This window comes from Arthrobacter sp. lap29, from assembly GCF_032458965.1.
GTDB lineage: Bacteria > Actinomycetota > Actinomycetes > Actinomycetales > Micrococcaceae > Specibacter > Specibacter psychrochitiniphilus.
Window position 1 is genome coordinate 285413 of the sequence record NZ_JAUCEK010000005.1, and the last position, 26667, is coordinate 312079.

Annotated in this window: 24 protein-coding genes; 18 read left to right on the top strand and 6 right to left on the bottom strand. The window is 60.9% G+C overall.

Annotated features, from left to right (window positions below; genetic code table 11):
* The first annotated feature begins 95 nt into the window (after positions 1–95).
* From RY113_RS10925 to RY113_RS10990, 14 genes are all read left to right on the top strand, one after another.
* On the top strand, positions 96–1211 hold the full coding sequence (locus RY113_RS10925; RefSeq protein ID WP_315914557.1) for a DUF475 domain-containing protein: 1116 nt from the start codon (positions 96–98) through the stop codon (positions 1209–1211).
* Between the two features lie 47 nt (positions 1212–1258).
* Positions 1259–1852, top strand: coding sequence for a TerD family protein (locus tag RY113_RS10930; protein ID WP_315914558.1), 594 nt, complete (start codon positions 1259–1261; stop codon positions 1850–1852).
* 69 nt (positions 1853–1921) lie between these two features.
* Positions 1922–2503 (top strand): TerD family protein, encoded by a 582-nt coding sequence (locus RY113_RS10935; protein WP_110105755.1) that lies wholly within the window; start codon positions 1922–1924, stop codon positions 2501–2503.
* Between the two features lie 87 nt (positions 2504–2590).
* The gene (locus RY113_RS10940; protein ID WP_110105754.1) at positions 2591–3172 is read left to right on the top strand and encodes a TerD family protein; all 582 of its coding nucleotides are present in this window, start codon (positions 2591–2593) and stop codon (positions 3170–3172) included.
* Between the two features lie 114 nt (positions 3173–3286).
* A complete protein-coding gene (locus tag RY113_RS10945) occupies positions 3287–4480 on the top strand; it encodes a toxic anion resistance protein (RefSeq protein WP_110105753.1) in 1194 nt (397 codons plus the stop codon).
* A 35-nt stretch (positions 4481–4515) separates the two neighbouring features.
* Complete coding sequence (locus RY113_RS10950) at positions 4516–5073, top strand: hypothetical protein (RefSeq protein WP_315914559.1); 558 nt, start codon at positions 4516–4518, stop codon at positions 5071–5073.
* Positions 5061–5612: a TerD family protein gene (locus RY113_RS10955; protein WP_315914560.1), complete on the top strand. Its 552-nt coding sequence runs from the start codon at positions 5061–5063 to the stop codon at positions 5610–5612. The genes RY113_RS10950 and RY113_RS10955 overlap by 13 nt, the downstream gene beginning before the upstream one ends.
* A 10-nt stretch (positions 5613–5622) precedes the next feature.
* Positions 5623–6525 carry a hypothetical protein gene (locus RY113_RS10960; protein ID WP_315914561.1) on the top strand — a complete coding sequence of 301 codons (903 nt, stop codon included), beginning with the start codon at positions 5623–5625 and terminating at the stop codon, positions 6523–6525.
* A 49-nt stretch (positions 6526–6574) separates the two neighbouring features.
* On the top strand, positions 6575–7756 hold the full coding sequence (locus RY113_RS10965; protein ID WP_315914562.1) for an HpcH/HpaI aldolase/citrate lyase family protein: 1182 nt from the start codon (positions 6575–6577) through the stop codon (positions 7754–7756).
* Positions 7757–7782: 26 nt separating this feature from the next.
* Positions 7783–9252: a phosphoribosyltransferase domain-containing protein gene (locus tag RY113_RS10970; RefSeq protein WP_315914563.1), complete on the top strand. Its 1470-nt coding sequence runs from the start codon at positions 7783–7785 to the stop codon at positions 9250–9252.
* A 77-nt stretch (positions 9253–9329) separates the two neighbouring features.
* Entirely contained in the window at positions 9330–10499 is a 1170-nt protein-coding gene (locus RY113_RS10975; RefSeq protein ID WP_315914564.1) for a cysteine protease StiP family protein, read from the top strand.
* Positions 10496–11311 carry an HAD family hydrolase gene (locus tag RY113_RS10980; RefSeq protein WP_315914565.1) on the top strand — a complete coding sequence of 272 codons (816 nt, stop codon included), beginning with the start codon at positions 10496–10498 and terminating at the stop codon, positions 11309–11311. Before RY113_RS10975 ends, RY113_RS10980 begins: the two co-directional genes overlap by 4 nt.
* 174 nt (positions 11312–11485) lie before the next feature.
* Positions 11486–12469, top strand: a complete 984-nt coding sequence (locus RY113_RS10985; RefSeq protein WP_315914566.1) for a DUF1524 domain-containing protein — start codon at positions 11486–11488, stop codon at positions 12467–12469.
* Positions 12470–12580: 111 nt separating this feature from the next.
* Entirely contained in the window at positions 12581–12988 is a 408-nt protein-coding gene (locus tag RY113_RS10990; RefSeq protein WP_315914567.1) for a hypothetical protein, read from the top strand.
* 70 nt (positions 12989–13058) lie between these two features.
* On the opposite strand, the gene RY113_RS10995 is transcribed toward RY113_RS10990, so the two are convergent.
* Entirely contained in the window at positions 13059–13694 is a 636-nt protein-coding gene (locus RY113_RS10995; RefSeq protein WP_396334235.1) for a LysE/ArgO family amino acid transporter, read from the bottom strand.
* A 70-nt stretch (positions 13695–13764) separates the two neighbouring features.
* Here RY113_RS10995 and RY113_RS11000 point away from each other — a divergent pair, with 70 nt between their 5' ends.
* Positions 13765–14658, top strand: coding sequence for a LysR family transcriptional regulator ArgP (locus RY113_RS11000; RefSeq protein ID WP_315914570.1), 894 nt, complete (start codon positions 13765–13767; stop codon positions 14656–14658).
* 67 nt (positions 14659–14725) lie between these two features.
* On the opposite strand, the gene RY113_RS11005 is transcribed toward RY113_RS11000, so the two are convergent.
* Complete coding sequence (locus RY113_RS11005; RefSeq protein WP_315914571.1) at positions 14726–15919, bottom strand: aminotransferase class I/II-fold pyridoxal phosphate-dependent enzyme; 1194 nt, start codon at positions 15917–15919, stop codon at positions 14726–14728.
* Between the two features lie 64 nt (positions 15920–15983).
* On the opposite strand from RY113_RS11005, the gene RY113_RS11010 reads away from it, so the two are divergent.
* Positions 15984–17240: an MFS transporter gene (locus RY113_RS11010; protein ID WP_315914573.1), complete on the top strand. Its 1257-nt coding sequence runs from the start codon at positions 15984–15986 to the stop codon at positions 17238–17240.
* A gap of 21 nt (positions 17241–17261) precedes the next feature.
* Here RY113_RS11010 and RY113_RS11015 read toward each other — a convergent pair whose 3' ends face one another.
* Positions 17262–18779 carry a TIGR01777 family oxidoreductase gene (locus RY113_RS11015; RefSeq protein WP_315914574.1) on the bottom strand — a complete coding sequence of 506 codons (1518 nt, stop codon included), beginning with the start codon at positions 18777–18779 and terminating at the stop codon, positions 17262–17264.
* Between the two features lie 129 nt (positions 18780–18908).
* Between RY113_RS11015 and RY113_RS11020 the strand changes: the two genes are divergently transcribed.
* Together RY113_RS11020 and RY113_RS11025 are read left to right on the top strand one after the other, a co-directional pair.
* Positions 18909–22634 (top strand): TM0106 family RecB-like putative nuclease, encoded by a 3726-nt coding sequence (locus tag RY113_RS11020; RefSeq protein ID WP_315914575.1) that lies wholly within the window; start codon positions 18909–18911, stop codon positions 22632–22634.
* A 7-nt stretch (positions 22635–22641) separates the two neighbouring features.
* A complete protein-coding gene (locus RY113_RS11025; protein ID WP_315914577.1) occupies positions 22642–23292 on the top strand; it encodes a DUF1345 domain-containing protein in 651 nt (216 codons plus the stop codon).
* Positions 23293–23324: 32 nt separating this feature from the next.
* On the opposite strand, the gene RY113_RS11030 is transcribed toward RY113_RS11025, so the two are convergent.
* From RY113_RS11030 to RY113_RS11040, 3 genes are all read right to left on the bottom strand, one after another.
* Positions 23325–24599 (bottom strand): M18 family aminopeptidase, encoded by a 1275-nt coding sequence (locus tag RY113_RS11030; RefSeq protein ID WP_315914578.1) that lies wholly within the window; start codon positions 24597–24599, stop codon positions 23325–23327.
* Between the two features lie 83 nt (positions 24600–24682).
* Positions 24683–25366 carry a response regulator transcription factor gene (locus RY113_RS11035; protein WP_315914579.1) on the bottom strand — a complete coding sequence of 228 codons (684 nt, stop codon included), beginning with the start codon at positions 25364–25366 and terminating at the stop codon, positions 24683–24685.
* 13 nt (positions 25367–25379) lie between these two features.
* Positions 25380–26663 (bottom strand): sensor histidine kinase, encoded by a 1284-nt coding sequence (locus RY113_RS11040; RefSeq protein ID WP_245932111.1) that lies wholly within the window; start codon positions 26661–26663, stop codon positions 25380–25382.
* Between the last annotated feature and the right edge of the window lie 4 nt (positions 26664–26667).

Consider the following 26667-nt stretch of genomic DNA (forward strand, 5'->3'; position numbering starts at 1 on the left):
ACGCCAGCGCCGCGAGGCGTTGCATCGCCTATCCAGATCGACCAAATCCCTGATCTGAGTCAGTTCATGGGATATCTTGAGGAGCTTGTCAGCGCGTGTTCATAAAAACTTTTGGCTGGTCCTTCGGGATCACCGCGGTGGCACTGATTGTCGCCTACTTCTACGGTGGCGTTGAAGCGCTTATTCTCTGTGCCATCCTCGGTGTTCTTGAGATCAGCCTCAGCTTCGACAATGCTGTGGTCAACGCGCGCATTCTGGAGAAGATGAGCGAGTTCTGGCAGAAAATCTTCCTCACAGTCGGTATTCTCATCGCCGTGCTCGGTATGCGCATCGCGTTCCCGTTGTTGATTGTTGGTGTTACGGCCAATCTCAACCCGGTGCAAGCCATCTCGCTCGCACTGGAAAAGGGCGATATCCACACGCCCGGCAGCTACGCCTACTTACTCCATGATGCACACCCGCAAATCGCTGCCTTTGGTGGTGTCTTCTTGCTGATGCTGTTCCTGGACTTCATGTTCGAAGAACGCGAGCTGCACTGGATCAAGTGGCTTGAAAAGCCGTTGGCGTTCATTGGCCGTCTGCACGGTGCGTCCATGGCGATCGCCCTGCTGATCCTTGTTGCCTCGGCCCTCATGGTCCGTCCCGGCAAGGAGGTTGACGTCCTGATTGCGGGCATCCTCGGCATGGTCACCTACATGCTCGTCAACGGCCTCGGTGACCTTTTCGACGTCGACGGTGACGGTGATTCGGATGCGGACGATATCGACGCCGAGGCGGCAAAAATCGCCAAGAAGGCAAATAGGGGTGTGGGCAAGGCTGTTGGCAAGGCCGCCTTTATGCTCTTCCTCTACCTTGAAGTCATTGACGCCTCGTTCTCCTTCGACGGCGTGATCGGCGCCTTCGCCATCACCTCCGACCCCATCATCATCGCCCTGGGTCTGGGCTTGATCGGTGCCATCTTTGTCCGTTCACTGACGGTTTTCCTTGTCCGCGAAGGCACCTTGGATGACTATGAATACCTTGACCACGGCGCCCACTGGGCCATTGGCGCACTGGCCATCATCTTGTTGCTGACCATCAGCATCGAGGTCAACGAGATAGTGACAGGCGTCATTGGAGTCCTCTTCATCGGCGCAGCGTTCCTTTCCTCTATTGTCCGCAACAAGCGGGTCGCGGCTGCCAAAACCTCTGTTGGGCAGCTCTCTCGCTAACCCTCAAGCCAATTTTTTCCACTGCTATTCACTAGGAGCAAAACGTTATGGGACTTAGTTTGCAAAAGGGCCAGGCCCTTTCACTGAAAAAGAACGACGGCGCTGCCCTCACCCGGGTGCGGATGGGCTTGGGCTGGGACTCTGCAGCCCCGGTAAAGCGCGGACTCTTCGGTGGTTTGAAAAAGGCTGCTGATGTTGACTTGGACGCTTCGGCCATCTTCTTTGATGCCAGTGGCAAGGCTGTTGATACGGTGTTCTTCAACCAGTTGCAAAGCAAGGACGGTTCCACCCAGCACACCGGTGACAACCTCACGGGTGAAGGCGAAGGCGACGACGAGACCATTCTGGTTGACTTGGCCAAGGTTTCTCCTGCCGTTGCCCAGATTGTCTTTGTGATCAGCAGCTACTCCCGCCAGAGCTTTGACACCATCGAGAACGCGTTTTGCCGCCTGATCGATGACTCCACAGCAGGCTCCCCCGAGGTGGCCCGCTTCCAGCTGACGGATGCCGGCACACACACAGCCATGATCATGTCCAAGGTTTCCCGGGAAGGAACCGGCTGGAAGTTCACGGCCATTGGGGACCGCGCCAACGGGCGCACTGCCATGGACTTGATCCAGCCCGCGGCCAACGCACTGTAGGGTTTCGCCAAAGGCTCTTTTGTTTTAGTTTATTAGCGGCACTTTTGTAATTAGAGGAGTTCAGTTCTTATGGCATCTTTGACACTTTCTAAGGGCAGCAACCTTTCCCTGACCAAGGCCGATCCCGGCCTGCAATTGGCCATGGTTGGTTTGGGTTGGGATCCGCGCACCACCAGCGGTGACCAGTTCGACTTGGATGCATCAGCAATTCTGGTCACTGCCAGCGGCAAAGTCCGCAACAATGACGATTTCATCTTCTATAACCAGCTCGAGTCCAAAGACGGCTCGGTTGTGCACCAGGGAGATAACCGCACGGGTGAGGGTGACGGTGATGACGAGCAGATCCTGATCAACCTCGCCACGGTCCCCTCGGACATTGACCGCGTGGTCATTGTTGTCTCGATCGACCAGGCGGAAGCCCGCGGCCAGAACTTCGGTCAGGTCCGTGACGCTTACTGCCGCGTGATCAACCAGGAAAATGACCACGAAATTGTCCGCTACGACCTTTCCGAGGACGCCGCATCTGAGACCACCATGGTCTTCGCTGAAATTTACCGCAACGGCGGCGAATGGAAGTTCCGTGCCGTGGGTCAGGGCTACGCCAGTGGCCTTCACGGCATTGCAACCGACTACGGAATCGTCCTGGACTAGTCCATCTGTGGTGCGCGGAATGATCCGCGCACCACACGAGCGCACCCGGCAACCCGCCGACCACTAACAACGTAAGGACACGATCTCATGGCTGGACTTTCGCTTGCCAAGGGCAACAACCTTTCCCTGACCAAGACTGACCCGGGCCTCCAGCAGGCCCTGATCGGCCTGGGCTGGGATCCTCGCACCACCACGGGTGAGGCCTTTGACTTAGACGCCTCGGCGCTCCTTGTCGGCGCATCCGGCAAGGTCCGGTCCGGCGATGATTTCATCTTCTACAACCAGCCCGCTGCCAAGGACGGTTCGGTGACACACCTCGGTGACAACCGCACCGGTGACGGGGCAGGTGACGACGAGCAGATCCTGATTGATTTGACCAAGGTCGCCTCCGACGTCGAACGCATTGTCATTGTGGTCTCCATTGACCAGGCAGAAGCCCGTGGTCAGAACTTTGGCCAGGTCCGTGGCGCGTACTGCCGCGTGGTCAACCAGGGCAATGAGCAAGAAATCGTGCGCTTTGACCTGAGCGAGGACGCTGCCCCAGAGACGTCCATGCTGTTCTCGGAAATTTACCGCAACGGCACCGAATGGAAGTTCAAGGCAGTGGGCCAGGGCTACGCCAGCGGCCTCGCAGGGATCGCCACCGACTTCGGTGTCCCGCTCGGTTAACCAACCGCGCCAGCGTGCTGGAGTCCGTGCCAACAGCTCTTCGCGTGGCACGGGCTTCAGCCATAAATTAGCATTTGCCGCAACCTCCAACTATTTGGAAAATTGGATCTCACCATGACTTCTCCTTTGACCCCTCCCACCGAAGCCGAAACCGCTCTTGTCCTAAAGGCCCCTGACGCCCCCGCGATCGTCGTGGCTGACGAAGCACCCGGAATGGTTCCCGTTCCGATGGAACGTCAGAGTGAAATCAACCGTCAGGCCAAGGACTTCATCGCGGAGATCGCCACTTTTGATGCCCGCAGCCCCGAATTCACCACCAAGGTGGACGGTATTTCAAAGTTGGCCGGCAGCGAGATGACCAACTCTTCGGATGCCTCAAGCCGCATGCTGGAACGCTCATCAACTTCTGTTGCCGGGGCAAAGAAGAGCGGCAATAGTGCCCAGGCCCAGGTGGCTGGCACCTTGAATGACCTGCGCAGCACGGTGGAATCCTTGACGCCCAACAACGCCGATCTGGGTGTTGGCCGGAAAATTCTGGGGTTCATCCCCGGCGGCAACAAGATGGCCAAGTACTTCCAGAAGTACGAATCGGCGCAGACCCAGCTCGATGCCATCATTAAATCGCTCATGGCCGGCCAGGATGAACTCCTCAAGGACAACGCCTCCTTGGCAGGGGAAAAGGTCCAGCTGTGGGAAACCATGCAGAGCCTGAGTGAATACGCCGTCTTCGCCAAGGCGTTGGATGGTGCCTGTGTTGAAAAGATTGACGCCACCCGGGCCTCGGGCCAGATTGAGCAGGCTCAAAAGCTTGAGGCCGATGTACTCTTCCCCATCCGCCAGCGCCATCAGGACATCCTGACGCAGCTGGCAGTTTCGGTGCAGGGCTACCTGGCCATGGACCTGATCCGCAAGAACAACTTAGAACTCATCAAGGGTGTTGACAGGGCTCGTACCACCACCATTTCGGCGCTGCGCACGGCCGTGATTGTGGCTCAGGCCCTGGCGAACCAGAAAATGGTGCTGGATCAGATCGATGCCATCAACACCACCACGAACAACATGATCTTGAAGACTTCAGAGATGCTCAAGGATCAGACGGTGCGCATCCACCAGCAGGCTGCCAGCTCCGGTGTCAGCGTTGAGACGCTGCAGAAGGCCTTCGACAACGTCTTTGAGACCATGGACGCCATTGATACCTTCCGCGCATCGGCCGCCAAAAACATGGAAGGCACTGTGCACGCCCTCGAGGATGGTCTTGCCAAGGCAAAACCGTACTTGGAGCGTTCACGCCAGTCGGAACGCGAGTAGGCTGAAACGTACGACGACGAAGCAAGGGTAAAGCAATGATTGGCCGTTTTGTGGGGGGCAGGTTTGGCGGTGGCCAAGCGCCCCAAACACCTGCCTCACCTGCAGTTGACCCGGTGGCGGAGGAAATCGCCCAAATGGGCCTTTCCGTGGACAATTTGCGGGCAGCCGTGCGCCGTTCCGGCAGCAGGCTTCCCCCTTTGATCACCTCGCAGCTGCGGCATTTGGGAGACCTGATGCGCGAGGCCGTGACTGATATTGGCATAAGAGGCTGCTCCACGGAGCAGCGCGTGCTGCTCAACGCCATGATTTGCAGCTACGTCCCCACCCCGCTGCAGGCCTACTTGGCGCTGCCTCCTGCACACCATGACGAAGAGTCCCCCGCAACGTTCCTTTTTGCGGAGCAACTGGCCACTTTGCAACTGACTCTGGCGGACCTGCTGAATCAGATCCGCATTGGCGCCGTGGAGGAACTTTCCACTCATGGGCGTTTCTTGGCTGACAAGTTCTCGGCCCAGGACGCTGCCCTGCAGCTTCAACCACCCCCAACAGAGAGAGATCCATTGCGTTTGGAGGGCCAATCGTGGCATCACTAGTGGCGGGGGCCAATGCGGCCCTGACAGCTGAAAACCCGGGCCTGAATCAGGTTCTTGTGGCCATGGGTTGGGATACCATCCCGAGCCATGGCCCGCAGGCAGAGCTGGTCCCCTTCGCCATTATGTGCGATTCAGACGGCAAGGCTGTCTCCAATGAGCATCTGGTATTTTTCAACCAGCTTGTCAGCGCCGATGCTTCCGTGACGTTTGTGGGCGGCAACGATCAAGAACAGATCGATGTTGAGTTGAGCCTGATTCCGCAGGATATTTCCAAGATCATCTTTTTGGCCTACGTTGACCCGGAATTTCGCGGCCAAGGCACTTTTGCGGCAGTGCGCAACGCCCACATCCGTGTAGCCACGACTGAGAACCGCGAGCTTGTCCGTTTTGATCTTGCCGTTAGTCAGCTGGATTCAGTAACTGCCATGATCTTCGGCGAACTCTACCGGCACCGCGACGACTGGAAATTCCGTGCCTTGGGCCAGGGTTACAGCAGCGGCCTGGCCGGGGTGGCCAAGGACTACGGGATCAGCCTGTAGGCCCGCCGACGTGAACATTCCTTCAACTCCACGCACAGACCTTCCGTACTTGCGTCGCCGGGTCAAGCCAGGCACCGCCAAACCGGCTCCCGCTCAGGCACCCATTCGGGCTGCGGCGGCCCCCGCACCAGCTTCCACTCCAAGCCCTTCGCTGAGCCTTCGTTCCCCGGCAGCAGCCGCCCCCGCACCAGTTTCGGCTCCAAGTCCGTCGCTGACCCTGCGTCAACCAGCCACGGCACCGGCACCCACACCGGCCACGCCAACCGCCGCCCAGGGCGGGGCGCCGCGGCCCTCCGGACTGGTGTTAGGAGGCGCGGCACCGGACTCGTCCACGAGTCCTAGGGCAAAGAAGTTGGCAGCTCAGAGGGAAAAGGCAAAGCGTGAGGACCATGAGGTGGCTCTGCTGTTTGAGGCACCTGGCATCCGGGATATTTTTGAACTGAACCTCGCGGACCGGGTCCTGAGGTTATCCGCGCTGGAGTCATCCGTTGGCACTCTGCTGGTGGGCGGCAGCACCGCCGTGGCCTGGGAGGACGCGCGCCATGTGACTGGTGGCCAGAGCGTTGATGGCCACAAGGCTGGCACCGCCGTCATGACCTCCGGAAACCGCGAGCTTGTGGGATATCATGGCCGCGATGCCCTGGTTTCCCTCCGTCACGTCCGTGAGCTGCGGCGCGCTATTTTCATCAATCGCAGTAGTTCCGCCATGGGAGTGCGGCTGTATTCCGGGGAGTCCGTGGCCCTGCCGCCAGCAGCTGACGGCACACAAATGGTGCTGCTGCTGCACAGGATCGGCAATGTCTTGGAACTGCGGGCAGAACCCATTCCGCACGACTGGTCTGATTTACAGATTTGGCAGGAGTTTGACTTCTCCATGACTCACCGCGCACCCACCACCGCCTACGGACGCTAGGGCATCCGCCCAAATAATGCCTACTTCACGCAGCACCTTGAAAGAGCACATGCGACACTTCCGCTCCCTGACAGCCTCCCAAGAAGCGAGACTTTTCCACCGGCTGCCGGTGGAATTGACGGCGGAAAGCTCCCCCGAGCTGCAGGCCGTTGCCTTGGGTGGGACACTGTACACCCCCGCCAACCGGCCTGATCTGGTCAAAGATGTGCGCCGTCAACGTGACCTTGGCTGCGTGTCCATGGTGCTGTGCTTAGAAGACTCCATTGCTGACGCGGAGGTTGCCGCCGCCGAGAAAAATGTGATCGCTGCGCTCGGTGTCCTCGCCGCCTGCAATGAGCCCTTACCACTGCTCTTTGTCAGGGTCAGAACACCTGAGCAACTTCTCTCGGTGGCCCGCCGGGCCGGGCCCAGCACGGGGGTCCTGACAGGTTTTGTCATCCCCAAGTTCGACAACGAATCAGGGGTGGCGGCCGCATTCCTGCACGCCCTGCACCTGATCCAATCCGAGCTCGGATTGGACGGCACCACGGAGGGTAAGCACCGCCTGCGGATTATGCCCATTTTGGAATCACCGGCCGTGATCCATGCCGAAAGCCGTGCCACGGCACTGACAAATGTTCATGCCTTGTTGTCCGCCCACCGGGAGGACATTCTCTCAGTCCGGATTGGCGCTACGGACATGTCCAGCGCCTTCGGCCTGCGCCGCTCACGCGATATGACCATATACGACGTCAAAGTGGTGGCTAGTGTCATTGGCGATATTGTGAACGTTCTGGGCCGGCCGGAGAGCGGCTTTGTTATCTCCGGCCCCGTCTGGGAGCACTTTGCCAACACGGAAAGGGTGCTACGCCCACAATTGCGGCTCACCCCGTTTGTGGGGCCGCAAGAAATTCAATTGCGCCAACGCATCATGACAGCCAACCTGGACACTCTCATCCGCGAGATAGAACTCGATTTAGCCAACGGGTTGCTGGGCAAAACCGTCATCCATCCCACCCATGTGGCTCTAGTGCACGCCATGAGCGTTGTCAGCCATGAGGAATATCTTGACGCTCTGGCCATTGCCGGCAACGTCAACGGCGGTGCCGCGGCGTCCCCTTATGGCAACAAAATGAATGAGATGAAACCACACCAACCGTGGGCGCACCGCACCCTTGTGCGCGCCGACGCTTTCGGTGTGGCGGCGGCTGACATCACTTTTGTGGACCTCCTCGAAGTGAGCATGGCGTGAATGGGCATGGAGTAAGGGATCACAGCGTGAGCGCGCCGTGGCGTGGAACCTTCGTTGCCACGGCACTGGATGTGTCCCTTCACACCGACCCCTCTAGCGCCGTGGACGTGGCCGATCTGGTGGGTCTGGCCCTGCGCCGCAACCCCAAGCGCGCTCATTTGCTGGTCTCTCAGGTTTTGGCCAAGCATGTCCCCACCGAACCGGGGCTGGTTATTGCTGCTGGTGAACTCTTGGGTGCTTTTGTCGCGGACCGGCTCGCGGCCATGGCGGACGACGCCGATCCTCACCCGCCATGCTCCAGCCCACCCCCTGCTCCGCTACTTCAGGCTGCTAAAGCTCTGAGCACGGTCCTGCAATCGCCCTCACCACAGCGGCGTGCGGCTATCGCCGCTCTCACCGAGCATGTGGCGCGGCTGCGTACCCAGGTGCCGGACGCCGTGGTGATTGGCTATGCCGAAACGGCCACCGGGCTGGGGCGGCTCGTGGCCAATGCCTTGGGCGCCTACTACATCCATTCCACCCGCCATGCAACGCCCGGGGTAGCCTCAGTGGCAGGCTTTGAGGAAGGGCATTCGCACGCCACCTCGCACACCATGGTCCCCACCGATCCGCACTGGCTCGACGGAAACGGGCCCGTGATTCTTGTTGATGACGAGTTCAGCACCGGTTCCACCGTCATCAACACAATCCGTGAACTGCACGCCCTGGTGCCGCACTCCACGTATGTTGTGGCTGCGCTGATTGACCTGCGCAGCGCAGTGGACCGGGCCCGTTTTACGGCCCTCGCGAAGGAGCTGGAGTGCCGAATTTCGGTGACGGCGTTGGGTACGGGCCGGATCGAGTTGGGGGAGGACATTTTGGCGCGTGCCAGCGCGTTAATTCAGACGCTGCCTCAAGAAGCCGCTAAAGGCACGGTACCGCTTCCCGGAGGCCGGCTCTCGACGCTTGAACTCACGGCCGCGGATGTCACCCCCGTGCGCAGCGACCGTTTTGGCACTACTGCCCCACCCGCCGCCGCCACCATTGCATCAATTGCGGCGCACGTAGCGGAGCACTTAGCGGCTCTGGACTGTCAGGGGCCCATTGTGGTGGTGGGCTGTGAGGAAAACATGTTCGTGCCGTTGGCGGTGGCGCAGGCGCTCGAGGTGCTGCGTCCGGCTGATAACGTGCGCTTTTCCACCACAACCCGCTCCCCCATTGTGCCCATCGATCGGGATGATTACGCCATTTCCGGGGCGTTGACATTCGCCAGTCATGATCTCACCCATGACGGTCCCGGCGTACGTTTTGCCTACAACCTGAACGGCTCAGGCCAGCGGCCAGGGACTGTGGTGGTGTTCCCGGAACCTGGCACCTCCCGCCGCGACGTGGTGCACAGTGCCGTTCCGGAGCTTGCCCCTTTGGGGATGGCGCAAGCAATGACGAAGGTAGCCGATGACGCAGTGATCATTCTGCTCCCGGCCCACTCTCCTGCACCACCCCGAACCGCACCCTAACCGTTAAAGCTAGCCAACTATCTAGCCATCCAGCCCAGCCCAGCCAACCCAGCCGTCCAGTCGATCAGAGGTCCATCATGAGCCAGCCTGCCCTGCCAACACCCCTGACCGGGCCTGCTTTTGGCTCCTATGCCTCCGATGAGGTCACCTGGCTCTTGAAGGACCTCAGCCACCTGGCATTGGAGGCCCCCACCGCGGATCGTGAACACGCCATCCAGTCCGGTGCCGCCAACTACGCCGAGTCGCTGCCAGTGGAATACTCTCCGAGCCCCGAGTATCAGAAGCTTTACACCGAGGCCGTGACCCGGGCCGGTGCACGGCTTGCCACGGCCGTGGGAGTGGTGACCGAGCTGGCTCTGGCCGCCCGCAACAACGCTCCGGTGCTGGTTTCCCTGGCCCGTGCGGGCACGCCCATAGGTATTTTGATGCGGCGTTGGGCCAAGGAGATCCACGGCTTGGAACTGGAGCACTTCACCATGAGCATTGTGCGCGGTGTTGGCTTGGACCAGACGGCGCTGCGCTATTTAGCAGCCAACTTTGACCCCGCAAGGATTCTCTTTGTAGATGGCTGGACCGGTAAAGGCGCTATTTCCCGTGAGCTGAGCGCAGCCTTGGATGACTTCGCCGCACGTTCCGGGATCCGTTTCCCCGACGATCTGGCCGTGTTGGCGGACCCCGGACACTGCGTATCCATGTTCGGCACCCGGGAGGACTACCTCATTCCGTCAGCCTGTTTGAATTCCACGGTTTCCGGGCTGGTTTCACGCACCGTGTACAACGTGGACCACATTGATCCGCATGATTTCCACGGTGCCAAGTTCTACTCCGAGTTGGCTCCCAATGATGTCTCCAACGGCTTCCTCGACGCCGTCTGCACCCACTTTGCACAGGTCCGTCCCGACGCGCTGCGTTTGGCAAAAGAACACCTAACCGCGGCACCTGCCCCCAGCTGGATTGGGTGGGCGGCAGTGGAACGGATCAGCACCGAATATGGCATTAACAACGTCAATCTGGTCAAGCCTGGCGTGGGCGAAACCACCCGGGTGCTGCTGCGGCGGGTGCCATGGAAGGTGCTGGTCAACCCGGAGGCAAGGGCCGACGTGGCCCATGTTTTGTTGCTGGCGCAACAGCGCGGCACCCCTGTGGAGGAAGTCCCGGGCCTGCCGTACAGCTGTGTGGGCCTGATCCATCCGCAGTTCGATAAGAGCGCTGTGGGCGCCGACGGCAAAGCGGTGCCCAACGCATGAGTTACTCCTCTGTTGTGGCGTGCGATCTGGACCGCACCCTCATTTATTCCAAAAACGCGCTCTGGCTCACTGGTGCCGATAAGGATGCCCCGGCCATGGTGGTTGCAGAGGTTTATGAGGGTGCCCCATTGTCCTTCATGACGCGAACAGCTCAGGAACTGCTGCTTTTGGTACAGCAGCTTGCCTGTTTTGTCCCCGCGACCACACGTACGCAGGCCCAGTACCAGCGGGTGCAACTGCCGGGCCCTGTCCCCGAATATGCCATCACCTCAAATGGTGGGGTGCTGTTGCATCACGGCACGCCGGACACGGCGTGGAACGCGCAGCTGATAGCCAGTTTGAGGGCGTGCTGCGCACCGTTAGAAGAGATTCAGGCGCACCTTTCCAAGCCGGAGTTTGCGCCGTGGATCCTGCGGCTGCGCCAGGCTGAGGACCTGTTTATCTACGCCATCATTGACCGGGAAGCCATGCCTGAGGCCTTCCTGAGCGAGCTTGTGGACCTTTGCGCCACGGCGGGTTGGCGCGTTTCGGTGCAGGGCCGGAAGTTGTATTGCGTCCCTGAGCCCATTAACAAACGCGCCGCCCTGGCAGAAGTAGTCTCGCGGACGGGCACTGGGAACGTCATTTCCGCCGGTGATTCGCTGCTGGATCAGGGCATGCTGGAGCTCGCCCACCTCGCCTTCCGCCCCCTTCACGGAGAATTGCACGACGCCGACTACCGGGCCTCGCATTTGCGGCTCACCTCGGTACGCGGTGTTCTTGCGGGTGAGGAAATTCTGCGCAGCATCCTGGCCGAAGTCACCGCTAACTGACGCGGTAAGCTCAAGGGATACCCCTTCACTTTTCAGGAGAACTGCGCCTTGACTGCTGTCCGCACCACCCGTTCCCTTCGGGCAACCGATTTCCTCATGGGAGCAGTGCTTGCCTCCGTTCTTGTAGTAACAACGGGGTGCGGCGGTGCACCTGTAGCCTCGTCTTCCTCGAGCATGGCAACGCAGTCTCCAGCTGGGAGCTCCTCTCCCACCGCCACGCCCAGTGCCACCCCGACTTCTGAGGATGAAACCCCGCTGGACGGTGACGTGGCGCCCGATGCTGGCGGGGCTGAGCTAGCCTCCAACAAACAGCCTCCCTTCGCTGCGAAGGCGTTGACGGTCCTTGCTACCCTGCCCATCAAGGGCCGTGCCCCAAAAACCGGCTACACCCGCGCCATGTTTGGGCAGGCTTGGGCGGATGTGGATAAAAATGGTTGCGACACCCGCAATGACATTCTGGACCGGGATCTGAGCGCCAAGACGTTTAAGCCAGGCACCCGTGACTGCATGGTCCTGACAGGAATTTTGGCTGACCCTTACGCGGCCGTCACCATTGACTTTGTCCGTGGCACCACAACGAGCAGCGCTGTTCAAATTGATCATGTGGTGGCTCTCAATGACGCCTGGCAAAAGGGTGCACAGCAGTTGAGCAAGGACCAGCGCACAGCGTTGGCGAACGATCCCTTGAACCTCCTGGCCGTTGACGGTCCCAGTAACCAGCAGAAGGGGGCCGGCGACGCCGCCACCTGGCTGCCCCCGAACAAGGGCTACCGTTGTGAGTACGTGGCTCGGCAGATTTCCGTCAAGGCCACCTACAAGCTTTGGGTGACACAGGCCGAACATGATGCCATGGCGAAGGTGCTGGATAGTTGCGCCCAAATTGAAGTTCCCACCAACCAGACCGCTGCGCCGGCAGCACCCGTGATTCTGCCTGCACCGGTTCCGGTTGCTCCCGTGGCCCCGGTTGAGGCAGCTCCGGCCCCTGCACCTGCCCCGGCTCCCGCCCCGCTGGCGGAGGTCCCTGCCCCTGCTCCGGCGAATGTGTACTACCAGAACTGCACTGCCGTGCGGGCAGCCGGTGCCGCCCCGATCCGTGTTGGTGACCCGGGGTTCCAGTCCAAGTTTGACCGCGACGGCGACGGTGTAGGCTGCGAATAACGCCTCCGGACACCCTGTTAGCAGCGCTACCGCACCCGCATTTGGGTGCCACACCTGGTCAATCGGTACAGCCTCTGGCAACTGCCGCTCTCTTTTGGCTAAAATTAGTGTGTGAGCTCTCGCAGCGACCAGCCGCTGGTCCCAGCAGTGTGGCAGCGCCATGACTCGGAGATATTGCCGTTGTGGCGGGACCGGCTGTGCCTGGAAATGGGGCCCACAGTGGCAAGTCGTTATGCATCCGGGCTGTTCTTTGAGGATCGGCGCCGCCCTATTGCGCAATGGTTTAACCCTGCACTGAATGCGGCACTTTTAGTAGGTATTGAAACTTCAGCTGAGTGGCCAGTTCAGCGGTTCGGCTTGTTCTATGCGCCCGCCCAGGGAGGTGTTGTGCATGTCCGGACAACAGTTCATGAGTGGTACACCCGCAACCCCAACACACCGCCCACGGCGGATGACGCCTTCACGGCAGCCATTGAATCCGCCGAATCTTTCCTCCAGGTGGAGATGGACTTCTTCTAGGGCCGGTGAACCGTACGCTCAGCGTGGGCTCCGCAGCCGTTCAGGGAAAACTTTCCTGCGCTCTCTTGCGCTACGTCCCCAGCGCCATTTTGATGCCCAGGAAAAGCATCACGGCGGCAATCAAACCGTCAAGCACGCGCCACGCACCCGGTTTGGCAAAAATGGGCCGCAGGAATTTTGCCCCATACCCCAGAGCGCTGAACCAGATCACGCTGCCAACAATAGCTCCGGCACCGAACCACCACCGCAGTTCTCCTTGTTGGTTGGCCAAGGTTCCTAGCAACAGCACCGTATCCAAATAGACATGGGGGTTCAGCCAGGTCAACGTCAACGCTGTCACCAGGGCCGCTTTCCTGCCCAGCGCACCTTGCTGCCCCCCTGAACCCTGCACGCCCGTAACCAGTGCCCCGGGGTGCACTGCACGCTTGGCCGCCAGCGCAGCGTAGCCAATCAGGAAAGCTGCTCCGGCCAGCCGCACAGCCACCACCACGGCAGGCACTGCTGTAATCACGGCCCCGATGCCAACAATGCCAGCAGCTATCAGGACCACGTCGCTGAGCATGCAGACCAGCACCACCAGGCCCACATGCTCTCCGCGGATGCCCTGACGCAGCACAAAAGCATTCTGGGCGCCGATGGCAATAATGAGGGCTAGGCCAGCACCTAGGCCGGTGGTCATGGTCGCAAAAATATCTAATGGAGTCACAAGCATTGAAACTACTAGGCTAAAGATCAGCAGTACAGCTAATGTTTTTCATGTAAGTTAAGGAAATCTAATGTCAACCTTTCAGACCGAACAGTTGCGTACCTTCCTAGCGGTGCTGGACCATGGCACCTTTGAGGCCGCCGCCCAGCAGTTACACGTCACGCCGTCGGCCATCTCGCAGCGGATCAAGGCCATGGAAGGCTCAGCGGGACAGGTTCTACTCCAGCGCACCACCCCCATTCTCCCCACCCCTGCCGGGACCATAGTTCACCGACTGGCACGCCAACTGCGCCAATTGGAGGCGGACGCCGCCACCGAGCTCGGTCTAGCAGTGAGCGGACCCAACACGTTAACAGTCGTGGTCAATGCCGATTCACTGGCTACGTGGTTCTTGGATGCGCTGGAGCTCCTGCCGGGGTCCGGGCAGCCAGGTGTGGAGGTTATCCGCGAAGACGAGCAACATTCCGTGGACCTGCTGCGCTCCGGCATTGTCATGGCAGCCGTTACGGCCACGGAACAGCCGGTCCAGGGCTGCTCCTCAACGCCGCTAGGCGCCATGACCTACCGTGGCGTGGCCTCGGCCGCTTTCATGGCCAAATGGTTTCCTCAGGGATTCTCGGCTGAGGCGCTCAATGCTGCCCCGTCGTTGAACTACGACCGCTGCGATACCTTGCAAAGCAACTTCACGGCGGCCATCACCGGAAAACCACTGACCGGGCCCCGGCACTTCCTCCCGGACACCCTGCAACTGGCCGAGGCCGTTTCCCGCGGCGTGGGCTGGGGCCTCATGCCGGAGGCACACTGCCGCGCCGGGCTCGCGGCACAAACACTCGTAGAACTGGTTCCTGGGCATCGCACACATATCCCGCTCTACTGGCAGCGTTGGAAGATCCAATCAGCGGCCCTAGACCTCCTGAGCACGGCAGTCCGCCAGGCCGCGGCCGCAGCCCTAGCCTTACCTTGAGGACCTCCGACCTTAAGCACCTCCGTGCCCTAATTTCCGGCAGCGCCTACCAGCCCGGCAACGCCAATCAGCCCGGAAGCGCCGCCCCCATCGCTTCCACGAGCTTACGCAAAATCGGCGCGGGCGTGGCAAAGTTCAGCCGTACAAAACCGGCACCGGCGTCACCGCACAGCCCTCCTTCGGTCAGCACCACGGCTGCATGCGCGGCGAAGAATTCGGTGGGGGTGCCCTCAAATCCGCCCAAGTTGAGGCCGTTGCAGTCAATGAACGCCAAATACGTCCCTGCCGGGCGCACCAAAGAGGCCCCGGGCAGGTGCTGACCCACCAGTTCCGCCAGCAGAGACCTGTTAGCGTCCAGGTACTCAAGCACATCCCTCAGCCACGGAGCACCTTCGCTGTACGCCACAGTATTCGCCACAACCCCCAGTGGCGTGGCGCTGTGTTCCTTGGCCGCCCCCTTTTGCGTCCACACAGCAGCGTCCGCAGCGTTGGAGAAAATAATTTGCGCCGTCTTCAAACCGGCCAAATTCCAGGCCTTCGACGCCGAGGTGGCCGTCACGGTGTGGCTGGCCGCAGCGTCACTGAGCGATGCGTACGGAACGTGCCTTGCGTCGTCGTACACCAGGGGCGCATGGATCTCATCCGAGAACACCCGGGCCCCGCGCCGCTGCACAATCTCGGCGAGCCGCAGCAACTCGGTGCGCGTGTAAACCTTGCCAATGGGGTTGTGCGGATTGCACAAAATCAGCAAATCTCCCCCGTGCAACGAATTCTCAATCGCGGCGAAGTCCAGCTCCCAAGCATCACCGGTAGCCAGCATCGGAACCTGGATGAGCTCGCGGCCGTACGTGGCGGGCAGCCAGATGAAGGGCATGTAGGCGGGTGTCAAAACCACAATGCGTCCGGTTCCAGGGGTGAACAAGCGCACGGTACTTTCCAATGCGGTGAGAACATCGGCAACGGGGCGGATGTTCTCAGCGCGAACGTGCCATCCGTGCCGGCCCGCCATGAAATCAGCGCAGGCACGGCTCATGGCGGGAATCAACGCGTTGGGCAGGTAGCCCACCCGAGCATTCCTAATGGACTCTTGCAGCCGCAGCGCAATGGGCGTGGCCAGGCCAAAGTCCATTTCCGCCACCCATGCCGGCAGAGAATCAGGGTGCTCACTCCATTTCAGGCTACCCACCTTACGAAGTTGCTCCTCCGAAATCGCATCAAACGCTGCCGCTGCTGCAGATCTCTGGGGTTGCGCGGTTCTCATACTTAGGCGCTCCTCTGTCACACTGGTTTTGTCTGCCTTCACCTTATGACACAAGGATTCACCCATGAATACCACTTCCCACCAGCGCCGAAACCAAGGCGTACTGGTTGTAGGCCAGCTCCTGTCTGGGGTTGGCGTGGCCTCCGGCGTTGCCGTGGGTGGCATCCTCGCGGCCCAATTGACTGGCACAACAGCGGCATCCGGCTTTGTACAAACAGCCTCGGCTTTGGGCGCGGGACTAGTAGCCGTGCCATTAGCGAATCTGGCCGTCCGGGCCGGGCGTCGCTGGGCACTCAGCACAGGGTTCGCCCTTGGCGCAGTGGGAGCTGCGCTAGTATTGCTCGCCGCATCAATGGGCCAGTTTTGGCTCATGGCTGTTGGCATGTTGTTCTTCGGTTCGGCCACGGCATCCGGGCTGCAGGCCCGTTACGCCGCAGTGGATGGTGCTGCGCCGGAGAAGGCAGGCCGCGCCATGGCCATCGTCATTTGGGCCACTACCGTCGGTTCGGTGGCCGGGCCCAACTTGTCAGAACCCGGACGGGTTTTAGGCATCCGCATGGGAATTGTGCCCTTGTCCGGGCCGTTCGTATTCTCCTTGGTTGCGTTCGTGACCGCCGCACTGGTGGTTGGAATCTTCTTCCTCACCCCACCTGCCTCGCAGCAGATAGCCCCGAAGGAACGCACTAAAACACATGGTGCGTGGCGTGCACTTCGGCTGGCCAGCCACAACCCGCGCGCACTTTTCGCCCTCATGGCTGTGACAGGCGGGCACGCCATCATGGTGGGCGTGATGGTCATGACTCCCGTTGCCATGAACGCGCATGGGCATTCGCTCGAGGTCATTGGGATCGTCATCAGCTTGCACATTTTGGGCATGTACGCGGCCAGTCCGGTGTTTGGCTGGCTTGTGGACAGGCGCGGCGCACTAAGCGTTGTCATGATCGGTTGCGGAATTTTCTTGGCCGCCATCGCTGTTGGCGCCGTCGTTTCCGAGCGTAGCGATCCGGTGCTGATGTCAGTGGCACTGACCATGCTGGGTCTGGGTTGGTCGGCCACCCTGATTGGCGGCTCCTCCCTTCTGAACCAATCCGCCCCGGATGAATTGCGCGTTCCGCTGCAGGGCGCCAATGACATGATGATGAACTTCGGTGCTGCCGGGATGGCCGCTCTGGCCGGTCCTGTCCTGGCGCTTGGCGGCTTCTTCTGGGTCAACATGATGGCGCTGGCGGTGCTCATCGTCATGGTCACCTTTGGGCTGCGCGCCTTGCGCAGCACACCGGAACCCGCTCCCGAGCAGAAGCTCTCCGACCCGGTGAGCTAAGCGGCAGGCAAGCGTCTTGGCTTAGCGCGGTGGTGCACCCAGGATATGCCGCAGCGCCGAATCTAGATCGCCATGACGGAACTCGTACCCCGAATCTTGGATCCTGTGAGCCGAAACCCGCTGGTTTGCCATGGCCAGTTCCGCTGCACCCTGCTTTCCCAACAAGAGCTGTGGGCCCAGAGCAGGGACCTTGACAACAGCGGGCCGGTGCAAGACTTTGCCCAGAATGCGCGCGAATTCGGCGGCCTGCACCGGGTGCGGGGCAACACCATTCACCGGACCGCTGACGTCCTGGGACAGGGCTGCGTGGGCAAAAATTCCCGCAATGTCATCAATACCTACCCAGCTTTGCCACTGTTTGTTCCCGAGCGGGCCACCTACTCCAGCCAAATACAACGGCAGTAGCCGCTGCAAGACCCCGCCACCTGCTGAGAGCACAATGCCCGTGCGAACATTGACCACCCGCACACCCGCATCAGCCGCAGGCGCGCACTCGGCCTCCCACCTTCGGCAAACACTGGCAAGAAAATCGGTCCCGTTTGGATCCGATTCCACCAACGGCGGTGGGCTGCTCATCCCTGCCGCACTCTTCGGATCCGCTCCGTAGTACCCCACCGCAGAACCGGACACCAAGGTGCGCCGGACGCCGTCGGCTGCCAGAGTGGCCAAGGATTTAGCCAGCAAGCCGGTGCCAAGGACTCTGCTTTGCAAAATCGCTTCCTTGTTGCTTTCCGTGAACCTCCCACCGATCGGGTGCCCTGCAAGATGGATCACCACAGTGGCCCGGGCCAGACCGGCCTTATCGAGGTGCCCGGCCTCAGGGTTCCAGTAAATCTCGTCGCTGCTTCGTGGCGCACGGCGGACTAGTTTAAGTACCGTATGCCCACCACCTCCCAAAAGGGCGCAGAGCGCACGCCCAACTAGGCCCGACGCCCCGCTCACCGCAATCACGAGCGGCTCACCGTCATCGGCTCCAGCCGCTGAATGTGCCGCATGAAATGCGAGATCCCCGCGCAGCTGCCTCTCCCGGAACGCAAACATGCGCGCCAGTTCCGCCTCCATTCGCTGGTGGGTCCAGGCGCCTCGAACCGGCGACGGCAGCTCATAATGCATCTCGTCGAGCATCACGGTGGTGCCCGGTTCGCCGTCGAAAAAGCTGTGTTTGTGCGAGCTCGATGCCAACGGCCCCTTCGCCATGACGTCGGTGAAGCTTTCGTTCGGCACCAGCTCGGTGTGCAGGGCATCCCAGCGGAGCTCCGGCCGCGCCCACCCCAGCCGCGCGGGCAGCATGCCGCGCACGGTCCCCGCTGCTGAGCCCAGCCACATGCCCAACCCGCCGGGGGCACCCACGCCCATGGCCGCCGTCGAGCCTGGATTAATGCCATCGCTGGGCTCGTCCAGAATTGTGCCAAAGAACGACGGCGTGAGCCGCACCAAGGCGCCGGGCCGGGTAAACCACCGGAACACTTCCTCGCGCGGGTATGGCAGGTGCGTTTCGTAACGGAACACGGGCATGATGTCCTCCAAGTTTGTTGACATTTCCCATCTTGCCCTACCCCTGTGACATTTTGGTCTGCTTCTTGATGCGCGGTGGCCACAATGTCGGTGCCGCTTGCTAGATTCAAGGCATCGAAACCATCTGGTTCGACGCTGCAGGAAGGCACCCTCATGTTTTTGCTTGACTCCCCCGAAGGCGAGACGGAGCTGATCTTTTCGGCGTCTGATCTGGTGACGGCCAGTGAGTGCCAGTACCGTTCGCTGCGGATTCTGGATGAGAAGATTGGCCGTACCGCCAAGGCCGTGTTCGCGAAAGATGACATGCGCGAACGCGCAGCACGGCTTGGTGACGCCTTTGAAAAGAAGATCCTGCAGGAGTACTTGGCCGAATTTGGCGAATGGGATGCATCCGCAGGCAAGGGTGTGAAGTCCCTCGACCGCGGCGAGTTGAGCTGGACCGGACTTGAGGCCAAGCGTGAGGAAACGTTGGAGGCGTTGCGGACTGGGGCCAGCGTCATTTTCCAGTCCACTTTCTTTGACGGTTCGTTTGTGGGATTCGCCGATTTTCTGATGCGTCAGCCGGACGGCTCGTACGCCGTGCACGACACCAAACTAGCCAGGCATGCTCGGGTCAGTGCGCTGCTACAGCTGGCAGCGTACGGAGACCAACTGGAAAAATATGGCATCCCCGTGGCCCCCACCACCACGCTGGTGCTGGGCAACCGAAAGCATAGCGACCACGCCATGGCAGACTTGCTGCCGGTGTTCCGGGAGCACCGTGAGCGGTTCCTGACGCTCACGGCTGCCCACCGCGCACAGCCGCTTCCTGTGACGTGGATGCAGGACGGCATCAAGTACTGCGGGCGTTGCGACTACTGCGCCGAGCAGGTCGCAGCGCATCAAGACTTGCTGCTGGTGAACGGCATGACAGGCTCCCAGCGCCGCAAACTCATGGCGCAGGGTATTGCCACCATCCAGGATCTGGCGGCGTTGCCGGAAGCCGGGGTTGCCGGGCCGCTGGTCCGGCTTCGTGACCAGGCACGCATGCAGCTGGGCCTGGAAGAAGTAAAGGGCTCAGCCACGGTTGGGAAGGGTGCTGACGCGCACCAGATCAGCTACAAGGTGTTGGACAGCGTCAGCCAGCTGCCTAAACCCAGCGACGGCGACATCTTCTTTGACTTTGAGGGAGATCCGCTGTGGCAGGACCCCACTACTGAAAAGTGGGGCATTGAGTACCTGTTTGGCTCCATTGAAGCCGTGCCCGCCGGTGTTGCGGCCTCATCAGTGCCCGATACTGACCTTATATTCAAGCCCTTTTGGGCGCATTCGCGCCAGCAGGAGAAGGCGGCATTCATGTCATTTTTGGAATATGTCCAGGCGCGCCGAAAAACATGGCCGGAGATGCATGTGTACCACTATGCCCCGTATGAGAAGTCGGCATTGCGCAACCTCTCGGTCCTGCACGGTGCGGGTGAGGACATCATTGACGAATGGCTGCGTTCGGGTCTACTCGTGGACTTGCTGGACACTGTTCGCCAATCAGTGCGGATTTCCGAATCGTCCTACTCCATCAAGAAACTCGAACCGTTTTACATGGGCGCTAACGTCCGCTCAGGCGATGTAAAGGATGCCGGCGCCTCGGTTGTGGCGTACGCCAACTACTGCAGGCAGCGCGACGCAGGACTGGGTGGAGATGCTGAAGAGGCCGCGAAAGCTACGGAAACCATGGTCTCCATCACGGACTACAACAGGTACGACTGTGTTTCCACGCTGCGCTTGCGTGACTGGCTCTTTGACATAAGTGCCGCCACAACAGTGGGCTCGTGGGCTGAAGGCAGCGGCAAGCTCAACGTCAAGGGCACCGAGGAGCAGCAGAGCAGCTACGAACTTGCTCCGGAAGAAGTCCGGCTCCACACCTACGTCGAAGCCGTGCAGGACATGAAGGACTATAAGCTCAGCGCGGATGAAAACGCCGTCGCCATGGTGTCCGCCGCAGCCAGCTACCACCGCCGTGAGGACAAGCAGTTCTGGTGGGGTCACTTTGACCGGCTGGAAAAGGGCCCCAACGCGTGGACCGAAGAGCGGAACATGCTGCGCATTGACACGGCGGAGATCGTGGCGGATTGGGCCAGGCCAGCGGACAAGCCACGTGCCCGCACGGAAGGTCGCACGCTAAGAATCACGGGGACCGCCACGGAAGGCTCCGACTTCCGTGCCGGTACAACCTGGTTTGGCATGCACGAGGCCCCGCTGCCGGAAGGCATGGAGGACGCGCCCAATGATTCGGGCAAAGCGCCCGCCCCGCGTGGAGGGCTATTCAATGTCACCGTTCTGGAAGATGTTTCGGATCCTGCCACGCCCGAGCTGACCACACTGTTAGTAGCGGAGAAGTCCACCACGAAGGTCCAGCCTTATGGCCAGCTGCCCATGGCGCTTGCCCCGAACAAGCCGGTTCCCACCGTCAGCATCCGGGCCGCCCTCGCGGAGTTCGCCAACACCGTGGGCAGCACCCTGCCCCGGCCGGGTGAGCAGCCGCATCTGCCCAACCACCCCGGTTTGGATATCCTGCGCAAGCTCAAACCAAGGCTGAAAGACGGCGGCGCGCTGCCGTCCGCGGTCATGCACGGGGACGGGCACAGTGTTCAGGAACACGACTATATTGCCGCCATCACGGCTGCTGTGGAGAGGCTGGAGGATTCCTACCTGGCCGTCCAGGGCCCGCCCGGCACGGGCAAGACTCATGTGGGCTCGCACGTCATTGCCAACCTCATGAAGCAGGGCTGGAAAATCGGCGTGGTGGGGCAGTCGCACGCCGTGGTGGAGAACATGCTGCGTGCAGCCATTGAGAAGGCGGACGTGGACCCGGAACGCGTGGGCAAAAAACTCAACGGCACGTACCAGGTGCCGTGGAAAATCATGAGCGACTTGCAGTTCACCAAGCTGTTGGACAGCGGGGGTGGCGCGTTGATTGGCGGCACTGCATGGACCATGACAGGGGCGAATGTTCCCGCAGGTTCGCTGGACCTGCTGGTCATTGACGAAGCGGGCCAGTACTCACTGGCCAACACCTTGGCCGTATCCCGTGCGGCAAAACGGCTTCTGCTGCTCGGGGATCCGCAGCAACTGCCACAGGTCACGCAGGGTTCACACCCAGCACCTGTGGACGAATCAGCACTGGGCTGGATCTCCGCCGGGGAAGCCACCTTGCCGGCGGAGAAGGGCTATTTCCTGGCCGATTCGTGGCGCATGCAGCAGGACCTCTGTGCTGCGGTGTCCCGGTTGAGCTACTCAGGAAAGCTGAAATCCGCGCTGGCCGCCACCCAGCGCCACTTGGAGGGCAAGGATCCCGGTGTGGAAACCATCTACGTCAGACAGGACCCTGCAAGCGGCAAGGACAACAAACAGTCATCACCAGAGGAAGCCACGGAGGTCGTGGCCCAGGCCAGGGAGCACCTAGGCCTGATGTGGACACCCGGCAAGGATCAGACACCCCGGCCGCTGGTTCAGGACGACATCCTCGTGGTGGCTGCCTACAACGCCCACGTCCACCTGGTGCGCGGCGCCCTCGATGACGCTGGGCTGCAGGATGTCAGGGTGGGCACGGTGGACAAGTTTCAGGGCCAGGAAGCACCTGTGGTGCTGGTGACCATGGCCTGCGCGGACCCGTCAGGCGCCCCGCGTGGCATGGAGTTCCTGCTGAACCGCAACCGCATCAACGTTGCTGTTTCGCGCGGCCAGTGGCGGGCCGTTATTATTCGCTCCCCCGAACTGAGCAATTTCATGCCCAGCCGGCCCGAAGGTATGGCGGAATTGGGGGCCTTCATTGGGCTGTGCCATGCCGGCGATAACCCCGGACGCGGCCCTATTGCAGGCAACCATGGCACCGCCGTGGCATGATCACAGCATGAACCAGGTAACGTCAACCCGCGCCCGGCATCGGCAGCTCCGTGTTCTGGGCATGGTGGTGTGCGGGATAGCGGCTACAGCGCTGACAGGTGTCCTCGGCGCCTGGATTTACGCGCCAGCCGTGGGCTGGGCCGTGGCGGCTCTCATTTACAACGCCACGGTTTGGCTGACCATAGCCCCCATGGACGCGACTAAAACGGCAACCCATGCGCAGGAGGAGGATCCTGGCCTGCGCACCACCGATCTGCTGATTCTGTTGGCAGCGCTGGGTTCCTTGGCCGCCGTCGTCCTGGTCATGGTGGGCAGCAAAGACATTCAAGGCACCGGAAGGTTCCTGCTGGCACTGCTGGCACTGAGCGCAACCGCCATGTCCTGGCTCATGGTGCACACGCTGTTCACCTTGCGCTACGCCCAGATTTATTACAGCGGGGAGCCCGGCGGCATTGGCTTCAACCAAGAGGAACCGCCGCAGTACACCGACATTGCCTACATGGCGTTCAGCGTAGGCATGACCTACCAGGTCTCGGACACCAACATCACAACGCGCCCCATGCGCGGGGCAGTGCTCCGTCATTCTCTGCTGGCCTTTGTCTTTGGTACCGGCATTCTAGCCACCACCATCAACCTAGTGGTTAGCCTCGCCGCGTAACCTCCGCGCGCTCCCATGACGGTGGCCGCGAGCTACACCGCCGCGGCGAAGAACGTCTGCGTGATTTGCGCCAGATGGTGCGGATCATCCACGCCGCACAGTTCCCGCGCAGAGTGCATGGAAAGCAGCGGTGTGCCCACATCAAGGGTCCTAATGCCGAGCCGGGTGGCTGTCAATGGCCCAATGGTGGAGCCGCAGGGAACATTGTTATTGGAGACAAACTCCTGGTACGGGGCCCCGGCTTTCGCACACAATCGGGCCCACACCGCTGCCCCCACACCGTCAGTGGCATAGCGCTGATTCGCATTGATCTTCAGCAGCGGGCCGCCGTTGAGCACGGGCAGGTTGACGGGATCGTGGCGCTCACCATAGTTGGGGTGGACAGCATGCCCGGCATCGGCAGAGACACAGAACGAGCTGGCGAAGGCTCGGCGGCGTTCGCTCTCGCTGGCACCCAATCCGTCAGAGACACGGGTCAGGACATCTTCTAGAATGGGCCCGCAGGCGCCGGAGCGTGAACCCGATCCAATTTCTTCATGATCAAAGGCGGCCAAGACGGGAATCACACCGGCGGCGGGTGCTGCTGCAGCAGCCATCAGCGCCACAAGTCCCGCATGCACGCTGGTCAGGTTGTCCATCCGCCCGGCCGCAAAGAATTCATTGTTGGCACCGAAGATCTGGCCGGGCTGGGTATCTGCCACAACAATGTCATAGCCACCTATGCTTGCGCCGTCCACACCGGCACGGTCCGCGAGCAGTCCCAAAAGGTCGCTTTCCACTCCCTCACTCTGGCCCCATACCGGGTTCATGTGGAACTGTTTATCCAGCTTGAGCCCGTCATTGCTGCCACGGTCAAGATGGATCGCCAACTGCGGAAAGCGCAGCAATGCTCCGGTGGCCACTAGGGTCTCGGTGCCGTCCAGGTCCACGAGTCGGCCAGCAAATTGCAGTTCCCGGTCCAGCCACGAGTTGAGCAACGGGCCACCATAAACCTCTACGCCTGCTTGCAACCAGCCAAACCTGCTCATGGTCGGCTTGGGTTTGAGCTTGAACGAGGGTGAGTCAGTATGGGCGCCCAGAATGTTGAATGGCGTGGTGGCAGTTGCCCCCTCAGGCACTATCCACGCCATGATGGCACCATCACGGATCATGAAGAACTTGCCGGTCACGGGCCAGGCATCAGTTTCAGCCAGTTGGCTGAAACCTGCCCCGGCCAGACGCTTCCCAGCCTCCCTCGCTGCATGAAAGCTCGACGGCGCCGCTTCGATGAAGTCGCGTAGGTCCAGAATGTGCTCAACAGAAGTCATACTTCGATTCAACCACGAAGGGGAGGAAACGGCGGGGCCACGCTCTCTTGCCGCCAGCCGTCCACCCACTACTAATCGTCAGCCTAGTAGTCAGGGTTGCTAGGAGTGACCAGGCCCGTCTCGTAGGCGTAAACCACCACTTGAACACGGTCACGCACGTGCAGCTTCGTCAAGATCCGGCGCACATGGGTTTTGACTGTTGCCTCGGAGAGAAACAGGGCATGGGCAATCTCCGCATTGGAGAGCCCTTGAGCAATGTGTTGGGCCACCTCGAGTTCCCGTGGCGTGAGTTCTTCGAGCAGCGGGTCCGGCTGCAGTGCGGGCCGTGGCGGGCTGTTGCGGACAAAGTTCTCCAGGAGTCGTTGCGTCACCCGTGGCGCCACCACGGCATCGCCGCTTGCTACCAGCCGCACAGCTTGGATCAGCTCAGCGGGTGCAACATCCTTGAGCAGGAATGCACTAGCCCCGGCCTGCAGGCCGGCAAACGCGTACTCATCCAGGTCAAAAGTGGTCAAGATGATGACCCGTGCGCCAGAGGATGAAGCGCTGATCTTGGCTGTCGCGTCAATGCCATCCATCAGCGGCATCCGCACATCCATCAGCACAACATCAGGATCCAGCGACTCCACAGCGGCCAGGGCTTGAACCCCGTCGGAGGCTTCACCCACAACAACCAGATCATCCTCGCCCTCCAGGATCAGCCGGAATCCCATCCGCAGCAGCGGCTGGTCATCCACCAGCAGAACCTTGATCAAGCCCTCATCCATAACATTCCTTTATTTACTCCGGTCCATCCGCAGGGTACAGGATAGCGTGTACACGCCACCCACCCTGAGTACCAGGTCCGGCGTCGAGCGTGCCGGAAAATATTCGTGCCCGTTCCCGCATGCCTTCAATGCCCTGCCCCGTCCCGAGGGAACCCTTGAGCGTGCCGCGGCCGTCATCGGCGATCTGCACCCTAAACTCGCCTGTGGCCACATCGTTGAGCAGGCTCACCTGAACCCGGGAAACGGCCGCCCCATAGCGGAGCACATTGGTCAATGATTCCTGCACAATCCGGTACACCGTCAACGCCAAAGCGGGATCCGGTGATGTGGGTGGTCCCGAATTGGAAACAGTGATGGGCAGCCCGGCCTGCCGGAACCCCTCAATCAGGGCGCCCATGTCCGTATGGACCGGCTGCGGAGAGCGCTGCACTCCACCATCTGCACGCAGCACGCCCAGTACCCGGCGCATGTCCGCAAGCGCGGTACGCCCGGTTTGTGAAAGCTGGCCCAGAACTTCGCCAGCCTTGGCTGGATCACGCTTAACCACCACGGCGGCACCATCGGCAAGTGCCACCATGACGGTCAGCGAGTGGGCCACCACATCATGCATTTCTCGGGCAATCCGGTTGCGTTCGGCCACGGAAGCCAGCTGCGCATTCCGCACCGCCCACTGACGCATTTCGGCTTCATGGCGCCGGTTGCTACGTACAGAGGACCCAATTCCTGCGGCAATAATATTGGCCAGCAGCATAATGATGGCGGAAATAATGTTGGTCTGGGCCGCAGTGGGACCGTCCGCCACTAAATATTCAGACGGGAGCTGGAAAAAAAAGAGCGTGTAGAAGCCAAGTGGTAGCGTCGCCAGCACTGCCATTGAGAAGCTCAGCAAGGGGCGGTAGGTGACCGCCACGGAGTAGAGGGCAAACCAAATGCTGATGCCAACATTGCTTGTATTTGGCATCTGGGCAATATTGAGAAGTTCAAAAATCGTCAGAATACCAAGGACTGCCAAGGGCTTGTCCCGGCGGAATAAGAGCACAGTGGCTGAGGCAGCCACAATCACCACGTGGGAGCTCACGTTCATGTCAGGTTGCAGGTCCACAAAGGTGCCCAGGCCAAGCAACAAATACACCAAAACCACCACCACATCCATGATGCGGGGGTGGTTGGAAAAGTAGTTGCGGATTCTGCCTCGACGGCGGTCCGAGAATTCTGCGGCCCGCCGTTCAAAGGATGGTAGTTCGGCGGCGGAAGCGGCCGTTCGTTCCGCCTCCGCCGCCTGGTCTTGTGTGCGCATGGGA